Source organism: Dokdonia ponticola, assembly GCF_042653865.1.
Taxonomy (GTDB): Bacteria; Bacteroidota; Bacteroidia; order Flavobacteriales; family Flavobacteriaceae; genus Dokdonia; species Dokdonia ponticola.
Genome location: NZ_JBHSFV010000002.1, coordinates 72,706 through 90,071 on the forward strand (window position 1 = coordinate 72,706; position 17,366 = coordinate 90,071).

The 17,366-nt window shown below is 33.6% G+C and carries 20 protein-coding genes; 12 read left to right on the forward strand and 8 right to left on the reverse strand.

Features of this window, described 5'->3' with window-relative positions; genetic code table 11:
• The first annotated feature begins 7 nt into the window (after positions 1-7).
• Positions 8-1,000 (forward strand): MlaD family protein, encoded by a 993-nt coding sequence (locus ACFO3O_RS04330; RefSeq protein WP_379977309.1) that lies wholly within the window; start codon positions 8-10, stop codon positions 998-1,000.
• A gap of 491 nt (positions 1,001-1,491) precedes the next feature.
• On the opposite strand, the gene upp is transcribed toward ACFO3O_RS04330, so the two are convergent.
• Both upp and ACFO3O_RS04340 read right to left on the reverse strand, forming a co-directional pair.
• Positions 1,492-2,142 (reverse strand): uracil phosphoribosyltransferase, encoded by a 651-nt coding sequence (gene upp, locus ACFO3O_RS04335; RefSeq protein WP_379977310.1) that lies wholly within the window; start codon positions 2,140-2,142, stop codon positions 1,492-1,494.
• 31 nt (positions 2,143-2,173) lie between these two features.
• Positions 2,174-2,797 carry a WG repeat-containing protein gene (locus ACFO3O_RS04340; protein WP_379977311.1) on the reverse strand — a complete coding sequence of 208 codons (624 nt, stop codon included), beginning with the start codon at positions 2,795-2,797 and terminating at the stop codon, positions 2,174-2,176.
• Positions 2,798-3,008: 211 nt separating this feature from the next.
• On the opposite strand from ACFO3O_RS04340, the gene ACFO3O_RS04345 reads away from it, so the two are divergent.
• The 3 genes from ACFO3O_RS04345 (at position 3,009) to ACFO3O_RS04355 (ending at position 4,887) form a co-directional block, all read left to right on the forward strand.
• Positions 3,009-3,587 carry an outer membrane beta-barrel protein gene (locus ACFO3O_RS04345; protein ID WP_379977312.1) on the forward strand — a complete coding sequence of 193 codons (579 nt, stop codon included), beginning with the start codon at positions 3,009-3,011 and terminating at the stop codon, positions 3,585-3,587.
• A 143-nt stretch (positions 3,588-3,730) separates the two neighbouring features.
• Positions 3,731-4,033: an HPF/RaiA family ribosome-associated protein gene (locus tag ACFO3O_RS04350; RefSeq protein ID WP_379977313.1), complete on the forward strand. Its 303-nt coding sequence runs from the start codon at positions 3,731-3,733 to the stop codon at positions 4,031-4,033.
• A gap of 17 nt (positions 4,034-4,050) precedes the next feature.
• Positions 4,051-4,887 carry a universal stress protein gene (locus ACFO3O_RS04355; protein ID WP_379977314.1) on the forward strand — a complete coding sequence of 279 codons (837 nt, stop codon included), beginning with the start codon at positions 4,051-4,053 and terminating at the stop codon, positions 4,885-4,887.
• Between the two features lie 56 nt (positions 4,888-4,943).
• Here the strand turns inward: ACFO3O_RS04355 and deoD are convergent, their stop codons facing one another.
• The 6 genes from deoD to ACFO3O_RS04385 all read right to left on the reverse strand — a co-directional run bounded on the left by deoD (position 4,944) and on the right by ACFO3O_RS04385 (position 9,149).
• The gene (gene deoD / locus ACFO3O_RS04360) at positions 4,944-5,642 is read right to left on the reverse strand and encodes a purine-nucleoside phosphorylase (protein ID WP_379977315.1); all 699 of its coding nucleotides are present in this window, start codon (positions 5,640-5,642) and stop codon (positions 4,944-4,946) included.
• A gap of 11 nt (positions 5,643-5,653) precedes the next feature.
• Positions 5,654-6,292: a deoxyribose-phosphate aldolase gene (deoC, locus tag ACFO3O_RS04365; protein ID WP_379977317.1), complete on the reverse strand. Its 639-nt coding sequence runs from the start codon at positions 6,290-6,292 to the stop codon at positions 5,654-5,656.
• A 9-nt stretch (positions 6,293-6,301) separates the two neighbouring features.
• Positions 6,302-7,177 (reverse strand): RsiV family protein, encoded by an 876-nt coding sequence (locus tag ACFO3O_RS04370; RefSeq protein ID WP_379977318.1) that lies wholly within the window; start codon positions 7,175-7,177, stop codon positions 6,302-6,304.
• Between the two features lie 10 nt (positions 7,178-7,187).
• Positions 7,188-7,589: a hypothetical protein gene (locus ACFO3O_RS04375; RefSeq protein ID WP_379977319.1), complete on the reverse strand. Its 402-nt coding sequence runs from the start codon at positions 7,587-7,589 to the stop codon at positions 7,188-7,190.
• A gap of 180 nt (positions 7,590-7,769) precedes the next feature.
• On the reverse strand, positions 7,770-8,705 hold the full coding sequence (locus ACFO3O_RS04380; protein WP_379977320.1) for a mechanosensitive ion channel family protein: 936 nt from the start codon (positions 8,703-8,705) through the stop codon (positions 7,770-7,772).
• Between the two features lie 33 nt (positions 8,706-8,738).
• Positions 8,739-9,149 (reverse strand): hypothetical protein, encoded by a 411-nt coding sequence (locus ACFO3O_RS04385; protein WP_379977321.1) that lies wholly within the window; start codon positions 9,147-9,149, stop codon positions 8,739-8,741.
• Between the two features lie 104 nt (positions 9,150-9,253).
• Between ACFO3O_RS04385 and ACFO3O_RS04390 the strand changes: the two genes are divergently transcribed.
• The 8 genes from ACFO3O_RS04390 to ACFO3O_RS04425 all read left to right on the forward strand — a co-directional run bounded on the left by ACFO3O_RS04390 (position 9,254) and on the right by ACFO3O_RS04425 (position 17,362).
• Positions 9,254-10,426, forward strand: a complete 1,173-nt coding sequence (locus tag ACFO3O_RS04390; protein WP_379977323.1) for a PAS domain-containing sensor histidine kinase — start codon at positions 9,254-9,256, stop codon at positions 10,424-10,426.
• 12 nt (positions 10,427-10,438) lie between these two features.
• On the forward strand, positions 10,439-11,485 hold the full coding sequence (locus tag ACFO3O_RS04395; protein WP_379977324.1) for a response regulator: 1,047 nt from the start codon (positions 10,439-10,441) through the stop codon (positions 11,483-11,485).
• Between the two features lie 429 nt (positions 11,486-11,914).
• A complete protein-coding gene (locus ACFO3O_RS04400) occupies positions 11,915-12,736 on the forward strand; it encodes a universal stress protein (RefSeq protein WP_379977325.1) in 822 nt (273 codons plus the stop codon).
• Between the two features lie 80 nt (positions 12,737-12,816).
• Positions 12,817-13,665, forward strand: a complete 849-nt coding sequence (locus ACFO3O_RS04405; RefSeq protein ID WP_379977326.1) for a universal stress protein — start codon at positions 12,817-12,819, stop codon at positions 13,663-13,665.
• 41 nt (positions 13,666-13,706) lie between these two features.
• Positions 13,707-14,561, forward strand: coding sequence for a universal stress protein (locus tag ACFO3O_RS04410; RefSeq protein WP_379977327.1), 855 nt, complete (start codon positions 13,707-13,709; stop codon positions 14,559-14,561).
• 2 nt (positions 14,562-14,563) lie between these two features.
• Positions 14,564-15,409, forward strand: a complete 846-nt coding sequence (locus ACFO3O_RS04415) for a universal stress protein (RefSeq protein WP_379977328.1) — start codon at positions 14,564-14,566, stop codon at positions 15,407-15,409.
• Between the two features lie 189 nt (positions 15,410-15,598).
• On the forward strand, positions 15,599-16,447 hold the full coding sequence (locus ACFO3O_RS04420; RefSeq protein ID WP_379977329.1) for a universal stress protein: 849 nt from the start codon (positions 15,599-15,601) through the stop codon (positions 16,445-16,447).
• Between the two features lie 63 nt (positions 16,448-16,510).
• Positions 16,511-17,362: a universal stress protein gene (locus tag ACFO3O_RS04425; protein ID WP_379977330.1), complete on the forward strand. Its 852-nt coding sequence runs from the start codon at positions 16,511-16,513 to the stop codon at positions 17,360-17,362.
• The last annotated feature ends 4 nt before the right edge of the window (positions 17,363-17,366 follow it).

Genomic DNA, 17,366 nt, shown 5'->3' on the forward strand with positions numbered 1-17,366 from the left:
AGGACTCATGGAAAAATCTTCTAAAAATAAAATACGACTAGGAGTTTTTGTAATCTTAGGAACCATACTTCTTGTGATTGTATTATACTTTATAGGAAACAGACAAAATATATTTTCAAATACTATAAAAATCAACACCTATTTTGCCAATGTAAATGGATTACAACTGGGTAACAATGTACGATATTCTGGTATTGATATAGGTACTGTACACAGTATTCAAATGCAATCAGATACGCTTATTTTAGTAGAAATGTTACTGAAAGAAAGTATGACATCGCATCTTAAAAAAGATGCCGTGGCTAGTATAGGTTCCGATGGACTGGTGGGGAACATGATTGTAAATATCCTCCCTACAGAAGGAAAATTACCCGCGGTAGTGTCTGGAGATACCATTGCTAGTTATAGTCGTATAAGCACAGATAATATGTTAACAACACTTAATTCTACCAATGAAAACTTAGCACTACTCTCTGCTGATTTTCTTAAAATCACTACCGAAATATTGAGTGGAGAAGGAACAATAACGTCTTTGTTAAAAGACGAAGCATTAGCTAATGACATAGAGAGCACCATAAAAAACTTAAAAAGCTCTAGTAAAAATATATCTATCATGACACAAGAATTATCGGAGACTATAAATCGTATTGACATGGAAGATAGTGTGGTAGGGGTGCTATTGGGTGATAGTATTCAGGGGCGTAAGGTAAAAATGAGTATTGAAAACATCACATTAGCAAGTCAAGATATACAAAACGTAAGTGCCTCTTTAGATACGATAGTAGCTCGTTTAGCTAACGAAAAAGGGGTGGTGCATTATCTTAGTTCAGATGAAAATCTCGTGAAGAATATTGATAGTACGATGCAACATATTAAGGAAGGTACCGCAAAATTTAATGAGAATATGGAAGCTTTGAAACGCTCTATATTTTTTAAAAGATATTTTAGAAAAAAAGAAAAAGAAGCGTTAAAAAGAAAAGAAGAATTAAAGAGTAATTAAAAAAAACAAAAACTGATATATGTCATAGTTTTTAATAGTAAGCTCTCATACCTTTATGATACTGGTATATGATGTTCTTTTACATTTAGAAATTTGACGCGAATACTTTTTATTATAGAGATAGATAAAAATTCAAATAGATTTTATAAAGTCTAATTGATTTAATTTTATTAAAGTTGGGGGAGTTTATTTCTGTTATAGAAAAGTATTTTGATCAATTTGTTTCGTATAACACATAGTATTTAATATCATTTAAATTAAAAGGCATTGTATAGTAAAGCGACCTAGTAATTAATATTAGGTCGCTTTTATTAGTGAAACGCTGTTTTGTAAAGTCTGAAAGACGCATTCAAAATAGTCAGTTAAACCTGCTTATCCCGGCAGGCAGGCTAATCCCACTTTTTAGGGGATCTATAGCGTGTAATAGTTTTGGGTTGTGATTTTAGTATCTCGCGTGTACCTTGTGAACTTACTCCAAGGATTATTTAGTATTACAGCTTGTTACCATACGATAGATCTCCGGCATCTCCTAACCCTGGGATAATATACTTTTTATCATTCAAATCTTTATCAATAGCAGCGATCCATAGATGGGTGTTGTCTGGAAAGATATCCCGAATATACTTCACACCATCATCAGATCCTATAACGCTTATAATATGTATACTATCTGGGGATCCGTGTTTTTTAAGTGCTAGGTGTACATTTTCAAGGGTATGACCCGTTGCAAGCATAGGATCACATAAGATGAGTGTTTTTCCTTCTAGTGATGGTGCTGCAAGGTATTTCACGATAATCTCTAACGTGTCTGCATCTGGATGATTTCTGTAGGCAGAAATAAATGCTTGCTCAGCATTGTCAAAACAGGAGACAACCCCTTGTTGTAGAGGTAATCCTGCTCTTAAAATTGCCGCAACCACTATATTTTCTTGGGGTAACAGCATCTCTTTAGTCCCTAAAGGAGTTGTGATGGTACTTGCATTATAGGATAGTTCTTGACTCATCTCATATGCAAGAATATGCCCTATACGTTCAATGTTTATTCTGAATCGCATAGCATCTTTTTGAATTTCTTGATCCCTTAATTGTGAAACATATCGTTGTAATACGCTTTTTTGTAATGTGAAGTCATGAACTGTCATCGCTGTCTATTTGATCATGTAAAATACAATCTTACATCGTTGAAATATGATAAATGGTCCATTTTTTATTATCTCCTTGTGTGGCAACCATAAAATCATCTATAAAATATGATTTTATAGGATATATTTTTAAAAACCGTCCTTTGTTAGGGATCACATGAGTAGGTCCTAAAAGATACTTTACCATATTTCCTGTGGAGTCAATAACTATTTCACCATAGGTGTACCTAATCAGATCTTTATTTAAAATACTATTTTGACCAATGGTTTCTCTTGTAAGTTTATGTACTATGGCAAGACCTGCATCGTTATATGGGAGTGCTTTTATAAATTGAGGTTCAATGACTATCTCTCCACTTGTATTGATGTATCCATAATATTCAATATTTTCCTTTGTTTGTTTGATTAATGAAAGTCCAGCATTAAAAATAGGGTGTTCTATTTCGTTTTTACCATGAACACAGGGTATTGGTACAAGATCATTTCTAAAGTCTACAACAATAGTTCCTTCTTTATCTATGAACGCCCACTGATCTCCTTTTTGAATAGCTGCATAGGTATCATGAAAAGGAGTAATTTGTTCTATGTTTTCTATAATTTGTGCTTGTAAGCTAATAGAAAACATCAAAATACTAATAAGAAATATAGTTTTCATAAGATGAGTTTTAAGATTACATCTTAAAAGTACATTTAAGAAATTTCATAGTAAATGATCATCATCATAGTGTAGTAATCATTTTCAAACTTATTTTTAAAAATTTCTCTTAACAAAAAACAATTACTGTTCACGCTATAATAGAAGCTGATAAAGATCATTTTTTCAGAATGATTAAGAGGCTACTTTAGCAATAAATACATCCACTATTTTGAAAAAACTCTATCATGTCGCTTTATTTGTTTTAGGAGTCGCACTCACCTGTAATGCGCAAGAGCGTTGGGGTGTTGCTTTTAGACCTCAACTTAATTTCCCAACAACATCTTTTATGGATACAGATCTTAGTGTGGGAAATGGATTAGAACTGGAAGTCACGTATGATGTGTTACCACATCTAACTTTTTATACTGGTTTTCATTGGGATCAATTTGAAACGAATGAAGGTTTTAACGAAGAACATATTGATTTTAATCAAAGCGGATACATTTTTGGAGGACGACTCCGATTGCCTTTTAATAAAAGTAAGATAGGATATTATCTAAGTCTAGGCACCATTTATAATCGGATTCGTTTAAAAAGTGATCTCACTATAAATAATCAAAAAACAGCGTTCAAATTGAATTGGCAATTGGGGACTGGTGTTACCATACCTCTATTTGACCATTGGGTATTTACTCCTGAAATACGGTATCGCTCTTCATCAAACTATCCAATTACATTACAAATGACACAGGAAACCTTAAATATCGATTTTATAACCTTAAGCGCAGGCGTTATGTATCGATTTTGAATACACAAAAGTATATTACCTCAGCACATTTACATCTCAATTATCGAGTAAATTCTTGGAATAACGCACTGTTCTATGACTCATATCATATTTTTTAAAAGAGAGTCCAACTATTTTTGAAGTATATAATTTAAAACTTAAAAATGATGACTACCGAAATACAGTTTGTTAAAATAGCCACCAGTGATGCACTCACAACATACATACACAATAAAATAGATCCATTAGCTACCAAATATCCATGGCTAATAAAAGCACAGGTTTTTATTAAAAAGTTAAATGATCCTAAAGGTAAAACATGTAGTTGCGAAATTGAAATGAGTCTTCCTGGTCCTCGTATCTATGCGTCTTCTATTGAAGAGAATTATGAAGTTGCTGTAAAAAATACGATTTCAGATATAGAGAAGCAACTCAAAAAACGTAAGGAATCAATGACTTCTCATTAATATTTAAAAATACTCTCATGAAAAAAATAGTAGTTCCTGTAGATTTTTCAAATTACTCAGAATATGCCATAGAGGTTGCGTCGGCTTTCGCCAAAAAGTATGATGCTGAAATTATATTGTTACATATGTTAGGGCTTTCTCAAGCAGTGCTCACAAAAAACGAAGAACAGGAAGTAGCAGAAGCAGTGTATTATATGAAACTGGCCGAAAAGCGATTTCAAACAATAGAATCAAGAAGTTTCTTAGAAGGGTTAGTTGTTTCTGAAATTGTACAGAACTACAAAAACTTCACAGATATTAATGAAGTTGCTAAAGAACAAGGAGCTGATTTAATCGTGATGGGCTCTCATGGGAGTTCAGGAATTTCAGAGGTTTTTGTAGGGTCTAATACAGAAAAAGTAGTTCGCACCTCAGAAATACCTGTACTGGTGATTAAAGAGCAGATTTCTAATTTTACAGTTGATAGAGTGGTATTTGCTTGTGATTTTAAAATCGAAAATATACTCGTATATCGTAAAGCAATGCGTTTTTTTCAACAACTAGGTGCTGCTGTGGATTTAGTCTATGTAAACGTACCAGGGACTGCTTTTAAGAGTTCTACAGAAATGGATCAAGCTGCCAATGAGTTCCTTGCCATTGCCGACTTTCAGGCTCCTATACGTCCAGATGAGGTTGTCTTTTTAGATGGATACAGTATAGAACAAGCCATCTTTGATTATGGAAAAAAAGTTTGTGCAGATGCATTGGCTATACCAACACATGGAAGAAAAGGACTTGCTCATTTTTTTAATGGAAGTTTAGGAGAAGATATTGCAAATCATGCAAAATTACCTGTTTTTACTTTTAAGATGTAAAATACTAATTTGTTGATTGCGAAAAAGAATGGGCTTATTTTTAATGTTCTACCCATTTAAATAGTTCCTAGAGCAATCTCAATCATTTTTGTAAAAGAAGTTTCTCTTTCTGATGACGAGGTACGTTCTCCAGTGACTAAGGAGTCAGATATGGTCAAAATAACCAGTGCTTTTACATTGTACTTTGCTGCAATGGTATATAAGCCTGCCGCTTCCATTTCTACACACAGTACACCAAACTGCGCCCATTTCTTATAATCGTCAAAGGTGTCTTCATAAAATTCATCGGTAGAGAGTACGTTTCCTGCTTTTATTTTAATATGATGTGTGTTTGCATACTCGGTAGCTTTTTTAAAAAGATCATAATTAGCAGTAGGGGAGTAATCTGCATTGATAAATCGAGAGTTATTGATTCCTGATGTAGAGGAAGCTGCCATGGCTATCACGATATCACGTATTTGTACATCACTTTGATAGGAACCTGCAGAGCCTACCCGTATGAGTTGTTTTGCTCCGTAGTCATTAATGAGTTCATGACAGTAGATTAATGCCGATGGGATACCCATTCCCGTCCCTTGAACAGAGACTCGTTTTCCTTTATAATATCCGGTATATCCGTACATTCCTCTTACTTGATTGTAACAAATGGGATTTTCTAAAAATGTTTCAGCAATCCATTTAGCACGCATCGGATCTCCTGGAAGCAACACTGTTTCTGCGATAGCTCCTTTTTCTGCTTCTATATGTGTACTCATAGCGGTTGTGTTTATGTGACAATATTGACTCCTGCTGAGGTGCCTATACGGCTTGCGCCTGCTTTTATGAGGAGTTGTGCCGTTTTAGCATCTTTGATACCTCCAGAAGCTTTTATTTGTATATCAGTGCCAGCAAATTCTTTTAATAGAATGATATCTTCAGGGGTAACAGGATTAGAGCCAAAACCTGTAGAGGTTTTAATAAAATCGGCACCTGCTTTTATGGCGAGTGTTGTTGCTCGTTGTTTTTCATTATTACTAAGGTAACTGATCTCTAGAATGACTTTAAGCACATGGTCTCCTATGGCTTTTTTGATACTAGCTATTTCTTGTTCAACCTTATCGTCTAGCCCAGATTTTAAAAAACCAATATTGATGACCATATCTATTTCACTTGCGCCTTGTGTAATACAATTTTTAGCTTGGGTAATTTTTGTTATGGTTGCCATAGATCCTAATGGAAAGCCTACCGTAGCTGCGACCCTAATGGGATACTCAGTGAGGTAGTTTCGCGCAAGCGAAACATAACATTCGGGAACACAAACCGCATAAAAATGATATTCTATGGCTTCTTGACAAAGCCTTTTGATATCATCTAAAGTCGCTGTTGGACTCAGTAATGTATGATCTATATACTGATTGATCTGCATATCATTGTTTTATAACAATAACGGTTGTTGGTATTGTTTGATCAAGTGTAGGATTTTGGGTAATGCAAGTTTTATAGAGTAGGTCCCAGTGTAGGAGGGACATATCACGCAATCATCAAAGTAAAACTCGACAAAGTCACCATTAATGACAAAGTTGTTTTTATAGCCTCTAAAATCCATTTCTGTCAGTTGCCAGCAATCGTAATAGAGGTCGCCAGACTCAATGTCATTTGTGATCGTTTGGTTGATAAGTTCAAAGAGCTGTGCTTCAGCTCCTGGGATGAAAAAATCACTAAAGGTTATAAATGTATGGTTTTCTGTGTTATAATTAAGGCAATCAAAAGTATAAGCCGAGTGCTTCATTCCAGAATAAAAATTCTCCTTATAGAGTAAGATACTGATCAAATTATTTGCTGTAGAATGGAGTTTGTAATCTATGATTCGCTTTTCGCGAAAGCGGTCTATTTTAAGCGTATCACATAAGAGTTCTTTATCTTCTAGTATTTCATTAATAGTTCGCTCTACATTAAGATAACTCTCTGTGAGATAGTTGTTAAAAACCGCATAATTAGGATCTATTTTTTCGTTTAAATAAGGGTAGGTGTAATCTAGCACATACTCATCTTCTTCTTCATATATTTTTTTGGAAGTAACCAGTTCTTGAAGCTCTTCTTTTTTATCTTCTTGTTCTATAAAGAGTTCTTTTTTTATAGATTGTTTACGTGCTTGATTTTCTAAAACATCTTTGTCTATCGCGCCATTAGTAATGGGAGTCGGAGCAGCTTCGGTCTTATTTTCAAGCGGTTGTTGTACGGGAGTCGGATTTTCTTTTTTGCAAGCGTATATGAAAAGACATATACCAATAATGAATAGTTTACACTTCATGAGTAGCTATTTATGATAAAAGTAGATTAAGTTGGGCAAGTATGATAAGTTCAGATTTATTAGTACCCGAAAAAGCATTTGCAATAGCGCTTGCCGTTTTTTTGATGTTTCTTTTTGTATTGTCTGTGAATAAGGATTTGTTTGATGTATAATAGTTTACAAAAGTATCATAGCTCTCTTGTGCGCTATAAACTTCACTGTCTAGCCAGTTAAAAACTACTTCTATCTGAAAGGCGCTATCAGATCCATGCTCATCGGGCTCATTGTCTAGAGAAGTCCACTTGGAAGAAACCATCTCTTTGAGAGTTTCTATTTCTTCGGGTCTAACGGTATTATCAATAAAAGCAATGGCATAAAATAGCCTTCCTAAATTTTGATAGAATAATACATCTTTTTGTTCTTTAGTTTTCATAACAGAAATATTTAGTATGCCTTCCAAAAGTAATTGTGTTGTTTCTAAGATTCTATGATAAATATCATTCTAGTGTATTTATTGATAACGTCTTAATCTGTTTTTAAGAGGATTCCCAATTTTTACCATAGGTATCGTATTTTTTTTTGGTTCTATGGATGGCTTAACACTTTAATTTTTTTATGAGTTGATTACACCAGAATGAGGATCTTCTTCCTGTTTTACAACCATACTGGGTACTCGAACAATCTCAACAGTCATAGAGGCCAGTTGTACTTTTCCATTTGTTTTTTGAATGGCAGTGCCAATGAGTTCATTTAGTAAGTGTTTTGTGAGTCTTCTTTTTTTAAAGTCCACGATATATCGAAGATTGAATTGTATCCAATTGTCTGTCATAGTAATCGCTAGTGTAGGCTCTACCTGTGCATTCTCTATGTAATATTTATTGACAACTTGTTGCCATTCTGCAATAGATTGTGATACGTATTCAGATAATGTTTCTGAAGCAATTTGGACCACAATCGTTTTTGCTAATTCAATATCAGAATCATATCTAATAGGAAGATTAAATTCATCCCAAACAAAAGGGAAATCCTTTGAGTAATTATATACGGGCCCTTTAAATACAAAAGCGTTACTGAGTTTTACAATTCTTCCACTATAATTATCACTAGAGACCCATTGACCTATTTCCATCATAGTGGTATATATACTATCTACATCGATTACATCGCCTTTAATACCATTAATTTCTATTCGATCACCCGGCTTGTAGACACCTACAAAAAAAATATAGAAGGAACCAGCAACACTCAAAATTAACTCTTGTAATGTGATTGTAATACCTGCTGTAAGTAACCCGATAGCCAGAGCAAAGTCTTTAATGCTTCCTGTGAAGAAGGATATAGTGACAATCACAAGCAATATATATCCCAAAACTTCTACTGCTTTTTGAGATTTATATCTGATAGCTGAATCTGGAAGTTTTTTCCGTAACAATCGCCTTAAAAATGCAATGGTCAGTAGGATGAATACTGCCCAGATCAAGTATTTCAGGATATTGGAAGAAATAGGGTGATCCTTCATCCACCGACTTATATTTTCAAAAAATTCCATTTATTTTTCTAATTATCAATAATTAATACGCTCTTAATCTTTAGTACTAAGTTCTTTCTCAAGTGCTATGAGTATTTTTTGTTCAGAACGTTCTATACCTCCAAAAGCATGAGCAATTGTTTTTGCGGTGTCTAGAATAAGCGTATTAAGAGGTTTTGTAAAGAGATGTGGATATTCTTTTTTATAAGAAACAAAGTCCCCATACATTTCATGACCCTCCAACCCAAAAGCTTCAACTCCTTCAAATACGGCCTCTATCGTATGTGCAGGGTTTTCTTTAAATATCTGGTTAAGATCATTGTAGCCAATCCAATAGTCATGAATACATTTTTGTAAGGCTTCAAATTCTGTATCCTGAATTGTCCTATCTGAAATGGCTACCGCATAAAATAGCTTCCCAAGATGCTGGTAAAGTAAGCTATTGTTTTTTAGGGAAAGTGTCATTGTCTTCATGTTTAAATAATTCTTTAAAATTACTAGTGAAATAAAAGAAAAACTATGACAAGTATCATCTTCTTGCTTTCATTAGAATAGTGTATTTTTATACTATGAATTTTTTCAAAGAAAGCATAGAAGATACTTTTATAACCCTTTTTGAAGGTGTTTCAGAGGGTATTATTGTGGTGAATAAATCAAGACAAATTGTAGCGAGCAATTCTTCTGTCAGATCTATATTTGGCTATGAAAAGGAAGAGATAGAAGGTGCTATGCTTGAGACATTAATTCCAACAAAATACCATCACAATCATCACCATCACTTTAAAAATTTTATGGCGGATCAAGATAAGCGTCAGATGGGTATAGGAAGAGACTTGTATGGTTTGCACAAAGAAGGTTTTGAAATCGCTGTAGAGGTTGGACTCAACCCTTTTGTATTACATGGGCATTCCTATATCATGGCATTAGTAACTGATATTACAATACGTAAAAAACAAGAAGAAGAAATCCAAAATCTCAATAATTACCTTGAAGCAAAAGTCAAAGAACGTACAGAACAACTTACAGAAGCACTCAAAGCAGAAAAAGAACTTAATGAACTAAAAACAAAATTTTTATCTTTAGTTTCTCACGAATTTAAAACACCATTAGCCGGCATTCTTACCTCGGCAACCCTTGTAGGAAAATATCCCAGAGAAGACCAACAAGAAAAAAGAGAAAAACACCTTAAAACAATACAAGGAAAGGTGAAATATCTAAATAATATTATAGATGACTTCTTATCTATAGAGCGTTTACAATCAGGTAAAGTCAAGTATAACTTTACATCATTCCCTATCAGTAAAGTCTTTGACGAGGTTATTTATGATGCTAACATGTATCTTAAAGATGGACAAATCATTAAATATCCCAAAAATATAGGTGATTTGACGATAACGTTTGATGAAAAAATAATTGAATTAACACTCACAAATCTTATTCATAACGCTATAAAATATTCAAGCGAAAACTCAACGGTAGCAATTAAGGTTACTAAAGAAGCTAAGCAATTACAAATTGCTATAAGAGACGAGGGAATTGGGATTCCAGATAATGAGCAAAAATTTATTTTTGACAGATATTTTAGGGCAGAAAATGCTTTAACCAATCAAGGAACTGGGATTGGACTTAATATTGTAAAAACTCATCTTGAAAATTTAGGAGGTAATATCTCTTTTTCTAGTAAAGAAAATGTAGGTTCGACATTTACGTTTACCATCCCTTTGAGAGAGGATCAATTATAACATAAGCTTTGTATGAAAACTATTTTATTGATTGAAGATGATACCGCTTTACGCGAAAACACCGCAGAATTATTAGAACTGGCAAATTATCATGTGATCACCGCAGCAAATGGAATCTCAGGAATTACGGTTGCCAAAGAAAACCTACCAGATATTATAGTATGTGATATCATGATGCCCGAAGCTGATGGCTATGAAGTCCTTGAAGCACTATCTCAAGATCAAGAGACAAGCCATATCCCTTTTATATTTCTCTCTGCAAAAACCGAACATAAAGAAATACGAAGAGGAATGAATCTAGGGGCAGATGATTATCTCACAAAACCCTTTGAAGAAGAAGATCTTCTCAGTGCGATCGAAAGTCGTATTGCAAAATCAATCATATTATCCAGTCTAGTAGAGGAGCAAACAAAGCAAAAAGATGAAGACCAAATACGTAGCCTTCATGAGTTAAAGAACTTTTTTGATGATGCTGGAGCCCTAGTCACTTATAAAAAAGGACAAGTCATTTATAAAGAAGGAGACAACTCAAACCATATCTATTTAATTTTATCAGGTATTGTAAAAACCCATAAAATGGACGAAAATGGCAAAGAACTCATCACAGCATTGTTTAAACCAGATGACTTTTTAGGATTTACATCTTTTATAGATAATATACCCTATCAGGAATCAGCAACGGTCATACAAGAGGCAAAACTTGCATCAGTCGTAAAAAATGACCTGAAAGATATCTTAGAAAAAAGCCAAAAAGTATCTCTAGAACTCATGGAACTCTTAACCGATAATCTTTCAGATATTAAATCCCAATTATTACAAATGGCGTACAGTTCTGTACGTAAAAAAACGGCACAAACCATCTTACAATTTGTAGCAGTCTTTGATAAAAAACCAGAAGAGGGAATTCGGATTTCTAGAAATGACTTAGCGAGTGTTGCGGGCATAGCAACAGAGAGTTTAATACGTACTCTTTCTGAATTCAAGAAAAATGGATTTATAGAAATTGAAGGGCGCAACATTAAAATATTAGATATAGAAGGCCTCAGAGAGGTTGAGTAATTTGAGTTAAGTATTCGTATGAGAGGGTGAGTTTTCTCATGCCTGCTGCAGGCAGGTTCGAAAAATCGAACTTGTGAGATTCATGAATAAAGGGAGAGCGAAGCGTTAGAGTATATAAAATCCACATATACTTAAGCCGATATTTGTGCTACTATGACTCTTTTTTTACTTGATAGCAGTATCATAAGCACATTTATTAGCGAAAAAATATGAGTGAATACACCGCAGTATACATTCAGAAGACTTGCTTTATTTTTCATTCTTCTTTATCGGGATTCTTGCGATAGTTCAACGTATAGTTAAATAAGTAATTATATGGAATTTAGGTAGATGTGATTTGTTATATGTAAAACAGTGCGTTAACTGATATTTGTCATAGTTACACACCGTTCATCAAAATATATTTGTTCTTGTTACAAATGATTTAGAATGAAAAATATTTTAATTCCGGTTGATTTTTCTGAAGTATCTTGGAATGCTTTACACTGCGCATTATGCTTCTTTGAGAATGTTGCTATACAATTTTATATCATCCATGTAAATACTCATACAAACGGTCATATTGTAGATGACGGGGATTTAGAAATACATAAAAATATTGCTATTCATACTAGATTTAAAGAATGGCTTAAAATTTCAAATAAACAGATAACTGCACATCACAAAATATCTTCTTTAGAAAGAAAAGGGAGTTTTATTAAAACATTGCGAGAAGTCGTTACTGAGAAAAATATTGATCTGATTGTTTTGGGAACCCAACAGTCTAATGTGTTTGAAGATAGCGTGATAGGAAGTTATACCCGAGAAGTAATTACTCGTGTAAAATGTCCAGCACTTGTAGTACCCCAAGACACTCCCTGTCCAGTACCCAAAGAAATGGCGTTACTGACAGATTTTAACTTTAAGCACAACTCTAAAGCATTAAAGGTCATATCAGACATGGTTACGATAGGAAATGCACATCTCACTATATTGAATCTATTGAAGAAAAACGGTATCGTTAGTATCGATCAAAAAGAAAATAAGCAATTTTTAAAAGAAGCTTTTTCAAATTTAGACCATAGTTTTCATTTTGTGGTCAATCAGACGATGGATGAAGCTTTACAATTTTTTATTGATGTGCAGCAGGTAGATCTTGTTATTTTATTTGCCAAAAATATGAATTTTTCAGAGCATCTCTTGTTTTCTCCTTCCACAGACACAACGATTAATTATCATAAGAAAACGCCATTCTTAATCGTACATGAATAAAAAGTTTAGCTGACATAAATCATAGTTATTGATTTGGGCAAGCGATATTTTTGAGCATAAGAAAGCTAAACCCTATCCCGATGAGAAAGATTCTAATTCCTGTAGATTTTTCAGAAAATTCATGGAACGCGCTTACCTGTGCACTCCAGTATTTTAAGTATGAAAAAGCTGATATTTATATTCTTCATGCTTATGCAGATCAGGTATATGCAAATACAACGGTAGTTTCAAAAGAATCACTTGAAGACTATAAAAAGGTCTGTGAAATAGAAGTTAATCAACAATTGGAGGCTACTCTTCAAAAAATACAAGACCATTTTCCTAACCCAAAGCATACGTTCATTCCCAAGGCTGTGTTTGAAAGCCTAATAGATGCAGCAGATGACCTTGTGGAAGAAGAAAATATAGACCTTATTGTTATGGGTACAAAAGGCAAAACAAATGATAGTAAGATCACATATGGTAGTCATACATTACAAATGCTTAAGTATGTCACGTGTCCTGTATTAGGTATTCCTTCTGAGTATATTTATGAACGACCTACTCAAATTGTGTTTCCTTCAAATTTTATGGTGCCGTATAAAAACAGAGAGTTGAAACTATTATCCTGTTTAGCAAAAAGTTACAGAGCTACCATACATTTATTATACCTCTCTAATTATGACAGGCTTTCCTTAAGACAAGAAGACAACAAAGCATTAATAGAATATGGCTTAGGTGATAATACCATTCAATATGTACGGAGGGATTATGGCCCTATTGCAAAAACAATAAATACATACATTGAGGCAGAGGGTATAGAGATGATTGTTATGGTCAATTCAAGACATTCCTATATGGAAGAGTTATTAAACCAATCTAGTATTGATAGCATAAGTCTAAATACCAAAATTCCATTGCTTGTTTTTCAAAATTTAAAAAGGCGATAACCCTTTGTCTAAACATATTTACTAGCTAAACGAATCATACTATGAAAAATATATTAATCCCAACAGATTTTTCCGAAAATGCAACCAATGCCTTTCAGTACGCAGTACAACTTATGAAAAAGGAACGATGCAGATTTCACCTTTTAAATACGTACAGCCCTGTATCATTATATACATCGACTATTTATGAATATCATACTTCTCTACAGGTAGACTTAGGAGAATTGTATAAAAAAACGTCAGAAGCAAAATTGGAAAAGACCATACAGAAAATTAAAAAAATGTTTCCCAATGATTTACACACCTTTGAAACAATAGCTTCTTGTAATCTTCTAGTAGAGGAAATTGCCGAATGTGTAAAAACCTGTGCGATAGATTTGATAGTCATGGGGACACAGGGGGCTTCGGGTCTTAAGGAGATTTTTATTGGTTCACAAACCCTTCATGCAATTAAAAAAGCAACAGTTCCTATTATTTGTGTACCAAGTATGTACACCTACAAAGCACCAAAAGACATTGTATTTGCAACAGATTATGAATTATCAATGAACAATAAAGGGATATCAATTGTAAAAGACATTTGTAACTGGCATACCTCTCGGCTTATTTTTTTAAATGCTTATTATGGAGTACCCCTTGACCAAAGGCAGATAGAAGTACGAGATGCACTAGATAAATTTTTTAAAGAAAATGCGCATCAATTTCAAATAAGCGATGGCATGGATGTGCTAGAAGCCATAGAAGATTTTCAATCAAAACACCGGATAGATCTTTTGGTCATGATACACAACCGTCACAGTATTTTTGAAAATTTGTTATTTGTCCCAGTGATTAATAAGATCGTGCATCATACTAAAACGCCCTTTTTAGTCATTCCTTCTATGCAAAAAAAATAAAGATGAAACGTGTTATAGTTCCTACCGATTTTTCTCAAAATGCACATAATGCACTGAGTTATGCAAGGCTTTTATTTCAAGATGAAGAAGTGATATTTACGTTGTTACACACCTACAAACCTTCTACTGTAAACCTGTTACGAAAAAGCTCGCAACAAGTAGGGACTATGTATCAAAGTAGTAAACTCGTAGCTGAAGAACAGTTACAAAATCTCTTAGCAAAAATCAATAGCTTAAATGAAAATAAAAAGCATACGTATACCGTAAAAGCACATCTAGGAGCACTAGATGAAGTCTTCAAAAACATACCCATAGACACTTATGATTTTATTGTTATGGGATCAAAGGGGGCTACTGGTTTAAAAAGCGTACTATGGGGTAGCAATACCTTTCATCTTGTCAATTCTACAGTCAAGAGACCTATACTCATTGTCCCAGAGAATTGTACCTATAAAAACCCTGAAAAAATTGCTTTTGCTACTAATTTCAGTCGAGCCTATTCAAAAGAAGAGATACAACCTCTCATTGATATTGTTAAAGAATGGAATGCATCATTGCGTATGATAGAAGTGTATCATGACCCTATACTCTCCAAAAATCAAAAAACACATTTAGAAACGCTTGAAAATTTATTAGTAGATGTTCAATGTCATTTTCATGTCATCCCACATTTTAATACCATAGAAACAGCGATTACTATTTTTAATGACGAATTAGAGATCGATATACTAGCAATGATTAGATATCCTAAAAGTCTATTACAGAAAATTGTAAGAGAACCTATTATTAAAAAAATGGTACATCACACAACCATCCCATTTCTAGTATTACCTTCATTAACTGACTAATATCATAGTTTCTGTTTTCAATATCTCTTAGTTTTATAATGAGTTATTAGTGAAACGTTATTTTGAAAAAGTCATAGGACAAATTCAAAAATAACTAGTTGAACCTGCCTATGCCAGCAGGCAGGCTAATCCCGGTTTTCAGCGGGATCTATGGTTTAATACCCTTTGTTAATGTAAATAATAGTACCTATGAAATACGTTGCCGTTCCCACAGATTTTTCAGATAATGCATACAATGCTTTATTATATGCTACACGACTTTTTCCAAAACAAGAATATACAATTATACTTATCCATTCGTATGAAAGTGAGTTTTCCATGTCTACAAGCAGAATTGATATTGGTCGTAATGAAGATTTATATCTTGATATAGAAAAAAGAGTGACAAAAAGTTTTGAAGAATTAATCCATAAAATCACAAGAGATACAGAAGGATTAAAAATTCACTTTGAGACGATCATGACAGGTTTTCCTTTATTTAAAAGTGTCAATAAATTACAGAGGGAAAAAACAGTTAGCCTCATAGTCATGGGAACCAAAGGAGCTTCAGGAATGCGACAATTATTTATGGGAAGCCAAACCATTAAGCTAATAAAAAAAATACGAAAACTACCTATTCTAGTAGTTCCAGAAAATGCAAACTTCACACCTCCTAAAGTAATTGCGCTTGCAACTGACTTTAAAACGCCCATATTTACCCATGCGATTAATACCTTAAAAGAGATTATAAAACCCAATAATGCGACAGTAAAAATCACACATATTTATAATCAAAAAAGCCCTGAACATGTTTTTGAAGCCAATTATAAAAAAACAAAGGACAGCCTTTCAGATGTAGACTATACCACCCATTGGCTTGAAAATACATCAAAAAAGGAAAAAGTACTCGAGGAGTTTGTCAAGAAAATGGATGTAGATTTACTTGTGCTTACGTATCATAAATACAGTCTTATTAAAAAACTATTCAAAGAAAATATTGTAGAAAACATAGGATTCCATTCAACAGTGCCTGTACTAATATTTACAGATCAAGATTGACAAATATCATAATTACTCCCTTTAATTACTCTTACTTTTAATCAATATAAATCCTAAGTCTCTATGAAAACAAAAATCTTATTACCTACTGATTTCTCAAAAAATGCGTGGAATGCCATAAGCTATGCAACCGATTTGTTTCAGGATAAAGAATGTGAATTTTACATTCTTAACGTATATACCGTAAGAGGCTATGCTCTTGAAAATATGATGGTCCCAGAACCTGGCGAATTGGAATATGAAAGAGAGAAAAAGAAATCAGGAGAAGGACTTGAAAAAGTATTAGATATGCTTTCTTTTAGAGATCGTAATGAGAAACATTCCTTTTACACCATATCACAATTCAATTCACTACTTGCAGGTCTTAAAGACATCGTTGAAAAAAAAGATATTGATATGGTTATAATGGGAACCAAAGGAAGCACTAATGCAGGCGGTGTCGTCTTTGGAAGTAATGCCATCACGATCATGGAGAATTTGAGAAACTGCCCTGTCATAGCAGTTCCAGAAGAGGCTCGTTTTGCTATTCTCAAAGAAATTGTTTTTCCTACCAGTTTTAAAACACACTTTAAACGTAGAGAATTGCAATACCTTACAGATATCGCAAAACTGACAAAAGCATCTATTTGTATTGTCCATGTAGCGACAGATGATACCCTAAGCGATATTCAAGAAAATAACAAAAAGCTGCTAGAAGAATGCTTTGAAGAGGTAAACTATACATTTCATACCCTCCATGGTTCATCTCCTTCAGAAGCCGTTAGATATTTTGTTGAAAGTAGAGATAGTGATATGATTGCTTTTATTAATAAAAAGCATTCCTTCTTTGGAAGCCTGCTTTCTAGACCCATGGTCAAAGAAATTGGATTGTATTCAAAAGTGCCTATTATGGCATTGCATGATTTTAGAAACTAAACAC

Coding starts and splice junctions, on each gene's coding strand:
- ACFO3O_RS04380 (WP_379977320.1), bottom strand. CDS start 8,705: ATGGAATTTTTTGAAAATATAAGTCGGTGGATGAAGGATCACCCTATT.
- ACFO3O_RS04405 (WP_379977326.1), top strand. CDS start 12,817: ATGAGAAAGATTCTAATTCCTGTAGATTTTTCAGAAAATTCATGGAAC.
- ACFO3O_RS04330 (WP_379977309.1), top strand. CDS start 8: ATGGAAAAATCTTCTAAAAATAAAATACGACTAGGAGTTTTTGTAATC.
- deoD (WP_379977315.1), bottom strand. CDS start 5,642: ATGAGTACACATATAGAAGCAGAAAAAGGAGCTATCGCAGAAACAGTG.
- deoC (WP_379977317.1), bottom strand. CDS start 6,292: ATGCAGATCAATCAGTATATAGATCATACATTACTGAGTCCAACAGCG.
- ACFO3O_RS04340 (WP_379977311.1), bottom strand. CDS start 2,797: ATGAAAACTATATTTCTTATTAGTATTTTGATGTTTTCTATTAGCTTA.
- ACFO3O_RS04390 (WP_379977323.1), top strand. CDS start 9,254: ATGAATTTTTTCAAAGAAAGCATAGAAGATACTTTTATAACCCTTTTT.
- ACFO3O_RS04395 (WP_379977324.1), top strand. CDS start 10,439: ATGAAAACTATTTTATTGATTGAAGATGATACCGCTTTACGCGAAAAC.
- ACFO3O_RS04370 (WP_379977318.1), bottom strand. CDS start 7,177: ATGAAGTGTAAACTATTCATTATTGGTATATGTCTTTTCATATACGCT.
- ACFO3O_RS04425 (WP_379977330.1), top strand. CDS start 16,511: ATGAAAACAAAAATCTTATTACCTACTGATTTCTCAAAAAATGCGTGG.
- ACFO3O_RS04415 (WP_379977328.1), top strand. CDS start 14,564: ATGAAACGTGTTATAGTTCCTACCGATTTTTCTCAAAATGCACATAAT.
- ACFO3O_RS04385 (WP_379977321.1), bottom strand. CDS start 9,149: ATGACACTTTCCCTAAAAAACAATAGCTTACTTTACCAGCATCTTGGG.
- ACFO3O_RS04375 (WP_379977319.1), bottom strand. CDS start 7,589: ATGAAAACTAAAGAACAAAAAGATGTATTATTCTATCAAAATTTAGGA.
- ACFO3O_RS04420 (WP_379977329.1), top strand. CDS start 15,599: ATGAAATACGTTGCCGTTCCCACAGATTTTTCAGATAATGCATACAAT.
- ACFO3O_RS04350 (WP_379977313.1), top strand. CDS start 3,731: ATGATGACTACCGAAATACAGTTTGTTAAAATAGCCACCAGTGATGCA.
- ACFO3O_RS04400 (WP_379977325.1), top strand. CDS start 11,915: ATGAAAAATATTTTAATTCCGGTTGATTTTTCTGAAGTATCTTGGAAT.
- upp (WP_379977310.1), bottom strand. CDS start 2,142: ATGACAGTTCATGACTTCACATTACAAAAAAGCGTATTACAACGATAT.
- ACFO3O_RS04410 (WP_379977327.1), top strand. CDS start 13,707: ATGAAAAATATATTAATCCCAACAGATTTTTCCGAAAATGCAACCAAT.
- ACFO3O_RS04355 (WP_379977314.1), top strand. CDS start 4,051: ATGAAAAAAATAGTAGTTCCTGTAGATTTTTCAAATTACTCAGAATAT.